This window comes from Polaribacter uvawellassae, from assembly GCF_039748955.1.
Lineage (GTDB): Bacteria > Bacteroidota > Bacteroidia > Flavobacteriales > Flavobacteriaceae > Polaribacter > Polaribacter uvawellassae.
On sequence record NZ_JBDIZN010000002.1, the window covers coordinates 15,753 to 28,964 of the forward strand.

The following is a 13,212-nucleotide window of genomic DNA, read 5'->3' on the forward strand; positions in this document are numbered from 1 at the left end:
TTGTTATTCTAAGTTTTCAAAAAGGTGTTTTAATTTTAATGCTCTTTTTCTAACCTCTTCTTTTCTGTAAGTCCATTTAACTATACGAGACATAGTTCCTCCATCGTATAATCTATCTAAATAAGAATACTGTAGAGCTACATCTGTTTTATAAAAATCAGACCATTTTTTTTGACTTTTCTCTAGTAATACAATATCTATTTGTTTGTTTTTCTTTTTTAAGAGCTCTAAATAGTTTTTCATTTCATTATTCCAAGAAATTAACGCTTCGTTTTCACAATTCATTGCTGCTTTTGTAGTTGGAATTGCATTTTCATGACATTGCTTGTTTTTAATATCAATAGGATGTGTTGATTTTTGCGCAAAAATAGTTGACATAGAAAAAAACAAGAAAAGATACACTAACCTCATATCATATTTTAAACTATAATCTTTCATCAATAATACTTTGTACAACATCCGGATTTAATAAAGTAGAAATATCTCCTAAATTATCCATTTCATTATGTGTAATTTTTCGTAAAATTCTACGCATTATTTTTCCAGAACGTGTTTTTGGTAATCCATCTGTAAACTGAATTTTATCTAATTTTGCAATCGGACCAATGTGTTCTGTAATTATTTGATTGATTTCTTTTCGTAAATTATCATGATTTCTCGTTTCTCCAACATCTTTTAAAATCACATAACCATACAATGCATTTCCTTTTACATCATGCGGAAAACCAACAATAGCACTTTCTGCTACCGCAGGATGTTCGTTAATGGCGTCTTCAATTGGCGCAGTTCCAAGATTATGTCCAGAAACAATAATTACATCATCTACTCTACCCGTAATTCTATAATACCCAACTTCGTCTCGCAAAGCTCCATCACCTGTAAAATACATGTTATCAAAAGCTGAAAAATACGTTTCTTTATAGCGCTTGTGATTTCCCCAAATTGTTCTTGCCATTCCTGGCCAAGGAAATTTAATACACAGTCTTCCATCAACTTGATTTCCTTTTAATTCATCGCCATTTTCATCCATCAATGCAGGCTGAATTCCGATGAATGGCAACGTTGCATATGTTGGTTTTGTTGGTGTTACATACGGAATTGGAGTAATCATAATTCCGCCAGTTTCGGTTTGCCACCAAGTATCAATAATCGGACTTTTCTTTTTACCAATATTGTCATTATACCAATGCCACGCTTCTTCGTTTATTGGTTCACCAACTGAACCCAAAACTTTTAAGGATGATAAATCGCACTTATCAACCAATTCTGTTCCTTGTTTTGCCAACGCTCTAATTGCTGTTGGTGCTGTATAAAATTGATTTATTTTATGCTTTTCAATAATTTGCCAAAAACGTCCAAAATCTGGATAATGTGGAACGCCTTCAAATAAAACCGTTGTTGCGCCATTTGCTAACGGACCATACACAATATAAGAATGTCCAGTAATCCAACCAATATCTGCGGTACACCAATACACATCATTTTCTGTATATTGAAAAGCATTTTTAAATGTATACGCCGTATAAACCATGTAACCAGCAGTTGTATGAACCATTCCTTTTGGCATTCCTGTAGAACCAGAAGTGTACAAAATAAATAGCGGATCTTCTGCATCCATAACTTCTGCTTTACATTGATTTGATGCTTTGTCCAATAAAGGTTGTAACCAAAAATCTCTTCCTTCTTTCATTAAAATATCAGAATTGATACGTTTTGCTACCAACACATTTTCTACTCCAGGACAACTTTCTAATGCTTCATCTACAATTCCTTTTAAATCGATTGTTTTTGCTCCTCGATAAGATCCATCAGCAGTAATTACCATTTTACAATCGCAATCATTTATTCTTGTTGATAATGCTTTGGATGAAAATCCTGCAAAAACAACTGAATGTATTGCGCCAATTCTGGCACAAGCCAAGGTTGAAATTGCTAATTCTGGAATCATCGGAACATAAATACAAACACGATCGCCTTTTTGTACACCTTTGCTTTTTAATGCATTTGCAAACTGATTTACACGTTCATACAATTGTCTATAACTGATGTGTTCTGCTGCTTCATCTGGATTGTTTGGTTCAAAAATAATTGCCGTTTTATCTCCACGAGTTGCTAAATGTCTATCAATACAATTTTCTGTAATGTTTAATTTTGCTCCTTTAAACCATTCAACTTTTGGTTTAGAAAAATCCCAACTTAAAACGGTGTCCCATTTTTTTCTCCATAAAAAATGTTCTTCTGCAATTTCTTCCCAAAAATTTTCTGGTTCACGAATCGATTTTCTATAAACTTGATAATATTCTTCTAAATGTTTGATGTGATAGTTACTCATTATTGTTTTTATTATTCTTTAGACATTCTAAAAATAGAAAATTATATTTGCTTTATGAATTTTCAAGAAGTTTTATCTGTTATAATTACAAATTGGCATATTATTTTATTGTTTTTTACAATTGCTATGTTGTATTCTTCAGTTGGCTTTGGTGGCGGTTCTAGTTATTTAGCTGTATTAGCATTAACAGGTTTGGCTTTTACACAAATTAGAGCAACAGCTTTATTATGCAATATTGTTGTTGTTATTGGAAACGTATTTTATTTTCAACAACAAAAAACATACAATTTTAAAAAGGTACTTCCGCTTGTATTATTTAGCATTCCTTTTGCTTTTATTGGTGGATATTTAAAAATCAGTCAAACGTTCTTTTTTATATTATTGGGTTTTACATTGTTATTTGCCGCAATTACCATGTGGATTTCTAAAAAAATTGTTGCATCCGAAGAAGAAAAAACAAAACTAAATCTTTCAAAAAATGCTGGTTACGGCGGATTTATCGGATTTATTTCTGGAATGGTCGGAATTGGAGGCGGAATTTTCTTAGCGCCATTATTACATTTAACCAATTGGGACACGCCAAAAAAAATTGCTGCAACGGCAAGCTTGTTTATTTTGGTAAACTCTATCGCTGGTTTGGGCGGACAATATGTAAATCCGGAGTTTACAATCGATTGGAATTTAACAACTATTTTACTAATTACCGTTTTTATTGGCGGACAAATTGGAAGTAGATTTAGCTCTAAATTCTTAAAACCAATTCAATTAAAAAAAGCAACCGCTATTTTGATTGCCTTTGTAAGTATAAGAATATTGTGGAAATATTTATTTTAAGAAAGTAATTCTTCTATTTCTTGTTGAAAATCGTATTGTAAATCTTCGTGTAAAGTACCAACTGCTTTCTGTATTAATACTACTTGTCTTTCAAAAGTATTTGTAAGTCTTGGACTTTTATTTATTGACGGTTTAAAATTCTTTAATTTCTGACAGAAATAAATCAATAATTCTACTTCTGTTTCTTTATTTTGAGAATACCGAATAAACTTTTTTGTTAGCGTTAAAATTTTTCGAACGCTTTTTCTGATGTAAAAATAACTGTTGATGTTAATTTGCTCAAACAAATCGTCAATTTGCTCTTTAACGCTTTCTATATAATTTTCTTCGTTAGAAGATTCGAACAACAAATACGTAAGCAATTCTTTGTTCTCTTTTTTAAATTTTGATAAACGTAAACAGAGTTCAATCAATTCTTTTGAGTTTTTATAACTCAATTCATCTTTGATTTTTTTTACCGTTACCGCTTTCATCTATTTCTGTAATTCTAAAGTCACCAAATATGCACAATGATCAGAAGCAATGGTATCGCAAATAGTCTCTTTTGAAAGTACTTTCCATTTGTTTCTTGGATAATACATCACGTAATCAATTTTTTTAATGGGTTTATCAGAAGGAAATGTCAATAACGGATTTGCATTATCATAGGAAGCTTTCCAAAAAGATTCTAAAATATTGATGGTTTTACTATTTGGCGTATCGTTTAAATCACCAGTTAAAATTGTTGAATATTTATTACCAGAAAACGCTTTATTAATAGCTATTGCCTGCAAAACTCTGTCTGTATCTTCTTTTAAATGATCTAAATGAGTTCCGATAAATGAAATGGTATCACCAGATTTTAAAATCGTTGTAATTTCTAAAGCAGCTCTTGGCTCATTTCCTTTTGTGTAAGGCAACGCAACATTTCTGGTTGATAAAAAAGAATATTTAGACAAAACGCCTTCTCCATATTCTCCGCCATCATAATACATAGCTCTACCAAAAATTGACGCCATTTTTGTGCGATGACCCAACTCTGTTGGCAAATCGTATTTCTTGGCTCTGTTGGTTTTAAAATCTACTTCTTGCAAAGACACAAAATCAGCATTTGCTTTTTTAATGACGTTTGCAATGATGTCTAAATCAAAACTTCCGTTGGTCGTTTTTCCATGAAGAATATTAAAACTCAACACTTTTACAGTTACTTTTTCTAGATCTTTTTTTTGAGCAAAAAGAGTTCCTGAAAAAAGAAAAAAAATTAAAAATGGTATGAATCTAAATTTTCTTAACATTTATTGTTCACTAGGAATTTCTACCATTTCGTTTACATCTGCATCATAATCTACACCATCAACTTTAAATCCAAATAAATTATAGAAATCATCACTATATCCTTTTAAATCTCCAATTTCAGATAAATTTTCTGTTGTTGCAATATCCCAAAGCTTAGAAACTTCGTCTTGTACATCATCTCTCATTTCCCAATCGTCAATTCTAATTCTGCCATTATCATCTAACAACATTGCTTCCCCAGTAAATAAACGCTCACTATATAAACGTTGAATTTGCTCAATACAACCTTCGTGAATTCCTTTTACTTTCATGATTTTATACAATAAAGAGATGTATAAAGGAATTACTGGAATTGCAGAACTTGCTTGTGTAACTAAGGCTTTATTAACAGAAACATATGCCTTTCCTCCAATTGATTTTAAATCATCAGAAATTGTAAAAGCTGTAGCTTCTAAGTGATCTTTTGCTGCGCCAATGGTTCCTTTTCTATAAACAGCTTCTGTTAATGATGGCCCAATATAAGAATAGGCAACAGTTGTTGCTCCTTCTGATAATAAATTTTCTGATTTTAATGCGTCCATCCACATTTTCCAGTCTTCACCTCCCATTACAGCAACGGTGTTTGCAATATCGTCTCCTTCGGCTGGATTGATAGAGATTTCAGAAACTTCTCCGGTATGAAAATCAACCGTTTTATTAGAAAAAACATCGCCAATTGGTTTTAAAACCGACTTAAAGCGTTCACCAGTATCAGGATGTGTTCTCACAGGTGATGCCAAACTATAAATAACCAAATCAACCTGACCTAAATCATTTTTAATCATGTCTAAAGTTTGACGTTTGATTTCGTTAGAAAACGCATCACCATTGATACTTTTTGCATATAAACCTGCTGCATGAGCATGTTTTTCAAAAGCTGCAGTATTGTAATAACCAGCGGAACCCGTTTTTCCTGGTGCAGATGGTTTATCAAAAAACACACCTATTGTTGCTGCATCAGATCCAAAAGCACTAGAAATTCTAGATGCCAATCCAAATCCTGTTGATGAACCAATCACCAATACTTTTTTTGCCCCGTTAATTTTTCCTTTTGATTTTACATAGTCAATTTGATTGATTACGTTTTGCTCACAACCTGTTGGATGTGCAGTTAAACAAATAAATCCTCTTGTTCTTGGTTCTATAATCATAATTTGGTTGTTTTTAATATTTTAAAATAGTTCTCGACTCCGCTCGAACAGACAAATAAATGTCTCCTCGAACGGAGTCGAGAGGTTTTTATTTTTTAATTACGAAGTAAAAACTCCGTTACATTTTTATTGATTCTTTCTAATACATTTTCTGTAGTTGCTTTTACAAATGTTTCACCTGTAATTTGCTCGTACAACTCTATATATCGATTTGATATTTCTATAATTTTCTCATCAGACATTGCTGGAATTTGCTGACCATCTTTTCCTTGAAATCCATTTTCTATCAACCACTGACGCACAAATTCTTTTGATAATTGTTTTTGATTTTCTCCTTTTTCTTGACGCTCTTCATATCCATCAGCATAAAAATAACGAGAAGAATCTGGTGTGTGTATTTCATCAATCAACACAATTTTACCTTCTTTTGTTTTTCCAAATTCGTATTTTGTGTCTACCAAAATTAATCCGCGTTTTGCAGCAATTTCTGTTCCTCTGGCAAACAATTTACGGGTATAATCTTCTAAAACCAAATAATCTTCTTCAGAAACAATATTGTTGGCTAAAATATTTTCACGAGAAATGTCTTCATCATGTTCGCCATTTTCTGCTTTTGTTGATGGTGTAATAATTGGCGTTGGAAATTTGTCATTTTCTTTCAATCCTTCTGGCATTGTTACTCCGCAAAGCATTCTTTTTCCTGCTTTGTATTCTCTAGCTGCATGACCAGATAAATAACCACGAATGACCATTTCTACTTTAAATGGCTCACATAAATGACCAATGGCTACATTTTCATCTGGAGTTGCCACCAACCAATTTGGAACAACATTAGCAGTTTCGTGCATCATTTTTGTTGCAATCTGATTTAAAATTTGACCTTTAAACGGAATTTGACGTGGAAGAATGACATCAAATGCGGATAATCTATCGGAAGCAATCATCACCAATACTTCGTCATTTATATTATAAACTTCTCTAACTTTTCCTTTGTACACAGATTTCTGTTTCGGGAAATTAAAGTTGGTTTCGTTAATTGTATTCATTAATTATTGTGTTGTTGTTGCTTGCAAAAGTAAACTTTTATTGTTTTTTATTCCTCCTTTTTTAAGACTTTTATTTGCTTTAAATTATCAGAAATTGGTGTTGCAGTAATTACTTTTTCACCAGGAATAAAATAGAAAAAATACGCAGAGTTTTGTCCTATTTTACGAACATCTAACCTTGTGTTATCTTTAAAAACCAATGTGTAATTAGGAATAATTTCTTTTTTTGCAAACTTCTGTTTCATGCCAATTCCCATACCTGTTCTCATAGAAACAAAAAGTATAAAGAAGATAAACATCATACCTGGAAGTATATTTTTTTTCTTACCTAAATCTTCATATTTTTTATCCCATTTTTCGATATTATACACTTTTTGATACCACTTTTTAACTCTTAAATAGGCATAAAACTTAAACATCCATTTAGTAAAATACATATACATCAACCAAAACATTATAGCTAAAAACAACGAAATAAACCAATTGTTTGTTAATAAGCTTATTGGTGAAATTAACGCATCTAAAATAGTGGTGTAATTCAAATATGAAACACCAAAGATTCCATAAAAAATGGCGTCACTAACAATTCCTAAAACAATTAGATATAAATATCCAATGTAAAAATAATCTTGTAAACCTAACTTGTCTTCTTCAATCTTTATCATTCTGTTTCTATACTTTTATATGCTTTAATAATACTTTTTACCAATCGATGACGAATTACATCTTTATCATCTAAATACACTTGTGCAATTCCATCAATATCTTTTAACGCCAACAACGATTCTTTTAAACCAGAAACTTGTTTTCTTGGCAAATCTATTTGTCCAGGATCTCCATTAATAATAAACTTTGCATGTTTTCCCATTCTGGTTAAAAACATTTTCATTTGATTGTGCGTTGTATTTTGAGCTTCATCTAAAATTACAAATGCATTGTCTAATGTTCTTCCGCGCATAAATGCCAATGGCGCAATTTGTATCACTCCTTTTTCTAAATAAGATTCTAATCTTTCATGCGGAATCATATCACGCAAAGCATCGTATAAAGGTTGCATGTACGGATCTAATTTTTCTTTTAAATCTCCTGGTAAAAACCCTAAATTCTCTCCAGATTCTACCGCGGGTCTTGTTAAAATGATTCTTCGAACTTCTTTTTCTTTCAATGCTTTTACAGCCAAAGCAACTGCAGTATAAGTTTTTCCTGTTCCGGCTGGGCCAACTGCAAAAAGCATGTCGTTTTTTTGCATTAACGAAACCATTTTACGTTGATTTTCTGTTTGGGCTTTGATCAATTTACCACTTACGCCATGCACCAAAACTTCTTTGGCTTTTACATCTGTTCTTTCTTCTTTTCCTGTAGATGTTAAAATGCGTTCAATACTATTTTCGTCTAATTTATTGTACTTATTAAAATATTTCATCAGCATTTCCATCCGTTTTTCAAACTCGTCTAAAATTTCTGATTCTCCATAAATTTTAAGATTACTTCCTCTAGCTACGATTTTTATTTTTGGAAAGTGTTTTTTTAATTGTGCAATGGTGCTGTTTTGAGTTCCAAAAAAATCTTTTGGGTTAATGTCTGTTAGCTCAATAATTCGTTCAGTCAAATGATTCTATTTTAATAGGTTAACAATCTGTAAATTGAAATTAATTACATAAAATAAAATGAGATAAAATCTATCTTCTTTTTATACAAGAAAATTACGGATAAAATTTTAGAATTGATTAGCTTTGTGTAAAATTTTTATGTTTTTTTTTAGATTCCCGTTTTCACGGGAATAACAATTTTAAAATGTATTTAAGTTAAATACTTAAATGCTTTTTTTAAACTCATTAACAGGTGATTTTTACATGTCTTTAATAACTTTAACAACAGATTTCGGAACTAAAGATCATTTTGTAGGTGCTGTAAAAGGTGCTATCTACACAGAATTGCCGGATGCTAGAATTGTTGATATTACGCACGAAATTTCTCCTTTTAGCATTACAGAAACAGCATATATTTTAAAAAACTCTTATAAAAGTTTTCCCGAAAAAAGCATTCATATTGTTGGTGTAGATGCGGAATTGAGTACAGAAAATAAGCACATTGCAATCTTGCTAGACAATCATTATTTTATTTGTCCAGATAACGGAATCATTTCTATGATTGCATCAGAAATTAATCCAACACAAATTGTAGAAATTAACATTCACGATCGTGTAGAAAGCAGTTTCCCTGTGTTAGATGTTTTTGTTCAAGTTGCTTGTTTTATCGCTCGTGGTGGAAGTTTAGGTGTCATCGGGAAAGAAATTCAGACGTATAAAAAAATGACTGAAATTCAGCCTAAAATCAACGCCAATGAAACTCAAATTATTGGTAGTGTTATTTATATTGACAATTACGGAAATGTCATCAGTAATATCAGCGAAAAATTATTTTCTGATATTGGAAAAGGAAGAAACTACAAAGTAATTGCAAGACGTTATACTTTTGATAAAATCAACAAAAAATACAACGAAATTATCAATTACGAAATTGATGAGAATAGAAATCATTACGATGGCAATAGATTAGCTATTTTTAATTCTGCCGGATTTTTAGAAATTGCCATTTACAGAAGTAATTTAAATACCGTTGGTGGCGCTTCTTCTTTATTAGGATTAGATTACAGAGATACTGTTATGGTAGAATTTTATTAATCTTTTAAGAAATAAAAATGTTTGTTAGAATTGTAAAAATGGGATTTCACGAAGAGAATGTAACGACATTTTTAGAAATTTTTGAAAGTAAAAAAGAGAAAATAAGAAACAATAAAGGTTGTGAGCTATTAGAATTGTATCGTGATAAAAAGGATCCAACAATTTTCTTTACCTATAGTTATTGGGAAACGGAACAAGATTTAGAAAATTATAGAAATTCTGAATTATTTAAAAGTGTTTGGAAAAAAACAAAAGCATTATTCAATAAAAAGCCAGAAGCTTGGAGTGTTGATAAAACAATATCATTAACTTAAATTATATTACTATGAAAAGAAAAAAAATTGCACTACTAATTTTACTATTTACAGCAATCAGTAGTTTTAGTCAAATTGAAAAAGGTAAAGTTTATATAGGTGCTAGTAGTTCTTTTAGTGCTAGTTTTACAACAAATTCTAATGAAAATGACAATTACAGTAAAGATATAGCTAACCTAAATTCTTTTTCATTTAGCCCAAAATTAGGTTACACTATTACAGATAACTTAGTTGTAGGAGTTGATTTTATTTTAAGATATTCAAATGTTTCTTTTAAAGATTCATCTTCTGAAAACATCAATAGCACATATGTTATTGGCCCTTTTATTAAATATTATTTATCTAAAAAAGTATTCAAACCGTTTTTATTAGCAGAATATGGTTTTGGGAGTCAATATTCCAAATTTGAAAGTTCAACTAGTAAATCAGAAACCGAAGAAGAGATAACCATATTAATTTTAGGCGGAGGAATTAGTTATTTTATTAACGATACTATTGGTTTAGAGCTTGGCGTTAACTATACCAAATCAATGTTTAAATCAAAAATAAGTAATCCGTCTAATAATAAAAGTATTAATAGTGGAATCGGAACATTTATAGGTTTTGTTTTAGTTTTTTAATGATAGAACAATAACTTATGTATAGCATCTTTAAAGTTTTTCCAGAAATTAACACAGAACGTTTATCGTTACGTCAATTAAATACTGATGATGCTGATGTGATTTTTAAATTGCGTTCAAACAAAGAAATTAACAAATTTATTTCTAGAAAAACACCAAAAACTCTTGAAGAAGCAGCAGATTTTATTGCTGTTTGTCATCAAGAATTTGAAAAGAAAAACAGAATTTTCTGGGCGATAGAACTCAAAGAAACTAAACAAGTAATTGGCACAATTGTATATCACAATATTTCTTTGAAAAATAAATATGCAGAAATTGGGTACGAATTACATCCAACATTTCATCAAAAAGGGTTGATGAATGAGGCGATGCAAGCAGTTTTAGAGTTTGGAAAAACTACTTTTCAATTAAAAATAACAGAAGCATTTACGCATCAAAATAATAAAGCATCAATTGCGTTGTTAGAGAAACACCAATTTGTTTTTCAACCAGAAAGGAAAGACGAAGGTTTTGAAAATAATCGTATTTTTCGTCTCCAATTAAATCAATAAATATGTTTCCAATCCTTAGAAAAGAATTCAACTTATTTTTTGCTTCGCCAATTGCTTATTTAGTCATCGGAGTTTTTTTGTTGGTAAACGGATTGTTTTTATGGGTTTTTAAAGACGATACCAATATTTTAAATGCTGGTTTTGCCGATTTAAACAGCTTCTTTTTATTAGCACCTTGGATTTTATTATTCTTAATTCCGGCAATAACCATGAAGAGTTTTGCTGACGAATTAAATGCTGGAACAATAGAAACGTTGCGCACAAAACCAATTACAGATTGGCAAATTGTGTTGGGTAAATTTACCGCATCGCTCCTATTAATCGTAGTTGCTTTAGCACCAACATTGACTTATGTGTATACAATAATTCAGTTAGGAAATCCCATTGGAAATATCGATTTAGGAAGCACAATTGGTTCGTACATTGGTTTGTTGTTTTTAGCAGCAACATACACTTCTATAGGATTGTTTACATCAACTTTTTCTAAAAATCAAATTGTTGCATTTATTTTAGGCGTTTTTATAACTTTCTTTTTATTCTACGGATTTGATGCCATTTCAGGATTATTTCCGTCCAATAGTTATACAATTCAGTTATTAGGAATCAACGAACATTTTAAAAGTATCAGCCGTGGAGTTATTGACACCAGAGATGTTTTGTACTTTATTTCTGTAAGTGTTTTCTTTTTATTACTAACTAAAAACCAGTTACGTAATGTCTAAGAATTTAAAATTTATCGCAAAATTAGTAGTTGGTTTACTGTTTATTAATTTCTTAGGAAATCAATTCTACAAACGGTTTGATTTAACACAAGACAAACGCTACACGTTAACAAACACAACAACTTCAATCATTAAATCTGTTGATAAGGTTTTAAATGTAAAAGTGTATTTAGAAGGCGATTTTCCTGCGGAATTTAAGCGTTTACAAATTGAAACAAAACAGTTTTTAGAAGAACTAAGAGCGGTGAATTCTAACATCAGAATTCAATTTATAAATCCAGATTCTTTTAGAGAAGATTTAATGAAAAAAGGATTGATTCCGAGCAGATTAACCGTTGAAGAAGATGGAAAATTATCGGAAGCAATTATATTTCCTTGGGCAGAAATTTCGTATCAAAATAAAATAAATTTGGTAAATTTATTACCAAATTCAAACGCTAATTCGCAAGACGAACAATTGCAAAATGCCATTGAAAGTTTAGAGTTTTCTTTTGCAAGTGCTATTAATAATATCAACCGAAAAAACAAACAAAAAATTGCGGTACTTTCTGGAAATGGTCAGCTAGAAGATGTTTATTTATATAGCTTTTTAAAAGACGTTCAAAGCAAATATGGTTTGTCTAAATTCACATTAGATTCTGTGTTAACAAATCCGCAAAAAACATTAAAAGATTTATCGAGTTTTGATTTGGCAATTATTGCAAAACCAACCATTAAATTTTCTGATGAAGAAAAATTAACGCTCGATCAGTTCATCACAAATGGCGGAAAAACGTTGTGGATGATTGACAATGTACAAGCAGATCAAGACAGTTTATTGCAAACAGGAAAAATGCTCGCGTATCCAAGAGATTTAAATTTAACTGATTTATTATTTGCGTACGGAGTAAGAATTAACACAACAATTATTAAAGATTCTTACGCAGCAAAAATTCCGTTAGCAACCGGAAATGTTGGCAATCAAACTCAGTTTCAATATTTACCTTGGGTTTTTCATCCGTTGGTAAACGGAAATGCAGATCATCCAATAACAAAAAATATTCGTCCAGTTCGTTTGCAATTTACAACTCAGATAGATACCTTAAAAAACAACATCAAAAAAACACCTTTATTGGCAACATCATTATTGTCTGGAAAATTAGGAACACCAAATTTTGTAGATTTAAAAACGATTGCTGATGAGCACAATCCAAATGAATACAGAAGCGGAAAACAATTAACTGCTGTATTGTTGGAAGGCAAATTTAATTCAGCTTACAAAAACAGAATAAAACCTTTTAAAACATCGCTTTACAAAGAGCAAAGTACTGCAAACAAAATGGTTGTTATTGCTGATGGAGATATTGCAAAAAATCAAATTTTAAAAAATCAACCCTACGATTTATCAACCGATAAATGGACGCAAGAAACCTTTGGAAACAAAGAATTTTTATTAAACACAGTAGATTATTTACTGGATGATGATGGCTTAATCAACCTGAGAAATAAATCACTAAAAATTAATTTACTTGACAAACAAAAAGCTTTTCAAAAACGTTCTTATTGGCAATTTTTTAATGTCCTTTTACCTTTACTTTTATTAGCTATCTTTGGTTTTGTATTTAATTATTTACGAAAAAGGAAATATACTTAAAAGTTAAATTG

15 protein-coding genes are annotated in these 13,212 nt (G+C 30.7%); 7 read left to right on the top strand and 8 right to left on the bottom strand.

The features are described 5' to 3' along the window. Positions 1 to 3: 3 nt before the first annotated feature. Both ABDX67_RS04310 and acs read right to left on the bottom strand, forming a co-directional pair. Positions 4 to 438 carry a lysozyme inhibitor LprI family protein gene (locus ABDX67_RS04310; protein ID WP_347173742.1) on the bottom strand — a complete coding sequence of 145 codons (435 nt, stop codon included), beginning with the start codon at positions 436 to 438 and terminating at the stop codon, positions 4 to 6. Then, on the bottom strand, positions 425 to 2,332 hold the full coding sequence (acs, locus tag ABDX67_RS04315) for an acetate--CoA ligase (RefSeq protein ID WP_347173743.1): 1,908 nt from the start codon (positions 2,330 to 2,332) through the stop codon (positions 425 to 427). The genes ABDX67_RS04310 and acs overlap by 14 nt, the downstream gene beginning before the upstream one ends. A gap of 54 nt (positions 2,333 to 2,386) precedes the next feature. On the opposite strand from acs, the gene ABDX67_RS04320 reads away from it, so the two are divergent. Beyond that, positions 2,387 to 3,166, top strand: coding sequence for a sulfite exporter TauE/SafE family protein (locus ABDX67_RS04320; protein WP_347173744.1), 780 nt, complete (start codon positions 2,387 to 2,389; stop codon positions 3,164 to 3,166). Here the strand turns inward: ABDX67_RS04320 and ABDX67_RS04325 are convergent. The 6 genes from ABDX67_RS04325 to ABDX67_RS04350 all read right to left on the bottom strand — a co-directional run bounded on the left by ABDX67_RS04325 (position 3,163) and on the right by ABDX67_RS04350 (position 8,286). Continuing rightward, positions 3,163 to 3,639 carry a hypothetical protein gene (locus ABDX67_RS04325; protein ID WP_347173745.1) on the bottom strand — a complete coding sequence of 159 codons (477 nt, stop codon included), beginning with the start codon at positions 3,637 to 3,639 and terminating at the stop codon, positions 3,163 to 3,165. The two genes, ABDX67_RS04320 and ABDX67_RS04325, sit on opposite strands and share 4 nt — an antisense overlap. Beyond that, positions 3,640 to 4,440, bottom strand: coding sequence for an endonuclease/exonuclease/phosphatase family protein (locus ABDX67_RS04330; protein ID WP_347173746.1), 801 nt, complete (start codon positions 4,438 to 4,440; stop codon positions 3,640 to 3,642). Next, positions 4,441 to 5,631 (bottom strand): enoyl-ACP reductase FabV, encoded by a 1,191-nt coding sequence (fabV, locus tag ABDX67_RS04335; protein WP_347173747.1) that lies wholly within the window; start codon positions 5,629 to 5,631, stop codon positions 4,441 to 4,443. A gap of 95 nt (positions 5,632 to 5,726) precedes the next feature. Then, positions 5,727 to 6,677, bottom strand: coding sequence for a phosphoribosylaminoimidazolesuccinocarboxamide synthase (locus ABDX67_RS04340; RefSeq protein WP_347173748.1), 951 nt, complete (start codon positions 6,675 to 6,677; stop codon positions 5,727 to 5,729). 47 nt (positions 6,678 to 6,724) lie between these two features. Next, the gene (locus ABDX67_RS04345) at positions 6,725 to 7,342 is read right to left on the bottom strand and encodes a hypothetical protein (protein ID WP_347173749.1); all 618 of its coding nucleotides are present in this window, start codon (positions 7,340 to 7,342) and stop codon (positions 6,725 to 6,727) included. Continuing rightward, a complete protein-coding gene (locus tag ABDX67_RS04350) occupies positions 7,339 to 8,286 on the bottom strand; it encodes a PhoH family protein (RefSeq protein WP_347173750.1) in 948 nt (315 codons plus the stop codon). The genes ABDX67_RS04345 and ABDX67_RS04350 overlap by 4 nt, the downstream gene beginning before the upstream one ends. A gap of 244 nt (positions 8,287 to 8,530) precedes the next feature. On the opposite strand from ABDX67_RS04350, the gene ABDX67_RS04355 reads away from it, so the two are divergent. Genes ABDX67_RS04355 through gldG form a run of 6 tightly spaced genes read left to right on the top strand, consistent with a single transcriptional unit; the run spans position 8,531 to position 13,201 of the window. Then, entirely contained in the window at positions 8,531 to 9,361 is an 831-nt protein-coding gene (locus tag ABDX67_RS04355) for an SAM hydrolase/SAM-dependent halogenase family protein (RefSeq protein WP_347173751.1), read from the top strand. Between the two features lie 17 nt (positions 9,362 to 9,378). Then, positions 9,379 to 9,675, top strand: a complete 297-nt coding sequence (locus ABDX67_RS04360; RefSeq protein ID WP_347173752.1) for a putative quinol monooxygenase — start codon at positions 9,379 to 9,381, stop codon at positions 9,673 to 9,675. An 11-nt stretch (positions 9,676 to 9,686) separates the two neighbouring features. Then, complete coding sequence (locus ABDX67_RS04365) at positions 9,687 to 10,295, top strand: outer membrane beta-barrel protein (protein ID WP_347173753.1); 609 nt, start codon at positions 9,687 to 9,689, stop codon at positions 10,293 to 10,295. Between the two features lie 17 nt (positions 10,296 to 10,312). Next, entirely contained in the window at positions 10,313 to 10,846 is a 534-nt protein-coding gene (locus ABDX67_RS04370; RefSeq protein ID WP_347173754.1) for a GNAT family N-acetyltransferase, read from the top strand. A 2-nt stretch (positions 10,847 to 10,848) separates the two neighbouring features. Further along, positions 10,849 to 11,568, top strand: coding sequence for a gliding motility-associated ABC transporter permease subunit GldF (gene gldF / locus ABDX67_RS04375; RefSeq protein WP_347173755.1), 720 nt, complete (start codon positions 10,849 to 10,851; stop codon positions 11,566 to 11,568). Then, on the top strand, positions 11,561 to 13,201 hold the full coding sequence (gldG, locus tag ABDX67_RS04380) for a gliding motility-associated ABC transporter substrate-binding protein GldG (RefSeq protein ID WP_347173756.1): 1,641 nt from the start codon (positions 11,561 to 11,563) through the stop codon (positions 13,199 to 13,201). The genes gldF and gldG overlap by 8 nt, the downstream gene beginning before the upstream one ends. The last annotated feature ends 11 nt before the right edge of the window (positions 13,202 to 13,212 follow it).

What these genes read in the sequence shown, in the direction of transcription:
- ABDX67_RS04310 (WP_347173742.1), bottom strand. Translation starts at nt 438, where the DNA reads ATGAAAGATTATAGTTTAAAATATGATATGAGGTTAGTGTATCTTTTC.
- acs (WP_347173743.1), bottom strand. Translation starts at nt 2,332, where the DNA reads ATGAGTAACTATCACATCAAACATTTAGAAGAATATTATCAAGTTTAT.
- ABDX67_RS04320 (WP_347173744.1), top strand. Translation starts at nt 2,387, where the DNA reads ATGAATTTTCAAGAAGTTTTATCTGTTATAATTACAAATTGGCATATT.
- ABDX67_RS04325 (WP_347173745.1), bottom strand. Translation starts at nt 3,639, where the DNA reads ATGAAAGCGGTAACGGTAAAAAAAATCAAAGATGAATTGAGTTATAAA.
- ABDX67_RS04330 (WP_347173746.1), bottom strand. Translation starts at nt 4,440, where the DNA reads ATGTTAAGAAAATTTAGATTCATACCATTTTTAATTTTTTTTCTTTTT.
- fabV (WP_347173747.1), bottom strand. Translation starts at nt 5,631, where the DNA reads ATGATTATAGAACCAAGAACAAGAGGATTTATTTGTTTAACTGCACAT.
- ABDX67_RS04340 (WP_347173748.1), bottom strand. Translation starts at nt 6,677, where the DNA reads ATGAATACAATTAACGAAACCAACTTTAATTTCCCGAAACAGAAATCT.
- ABDX67_RS04345 (WP_347173749.1), bottom strand. Translation starts at nt 7,342, where the DNA reads ATGATAAAGATTGAAGAAGACAAGTTAGGTTTACAAGATTATTTTTAC.
- ABDX67_RS04355 (WP_347173751.1), top strand. Translation starts at nt 8,531, where the DNA reads ATGTCTTTAATAACTTTAACAACAGATTTCGGAACTAAAGATCATTTT.
- ABDX67_RS04360 (WP_347173752.1), top strand. Translation starts at nt 9,379, where the DNA reads ATGTTTGTTAGAATTGTAAAAATGGGATTTCACGAAGAGAATGTAACG.
- ABDX67_RS04365 (WP_347173753.1), top strand. Translation starts at nt 9,687, where the DNA reads ATGAAAAGAAAAAAAATTGCACTACTAATTTTACTATTTACAGCAATC.
- ABDX67_RS04370 (WP_347173754.1), top strand. Translation starts at nt 10,313, where the DNA reads ATGTATAGCATCTTTAAAGTTTTTCCAGAAATTAACACAGAACGTTTA.
- gldF (WP_347173755.1), top strand. Translation starts at nt 10,849, where the DNA reads ATGTTTCCAATCCTTAGAAAAGAATTCAACTTATTTTTTGCTTCGCCA.
- gldG (WP_347173756.1), top strand. Translation starts at nt 11,561, where the DNA reads ATGTCTAAGAATTTAAAATTTATCGCAAAATTAGTAGTTGGTTTACTG.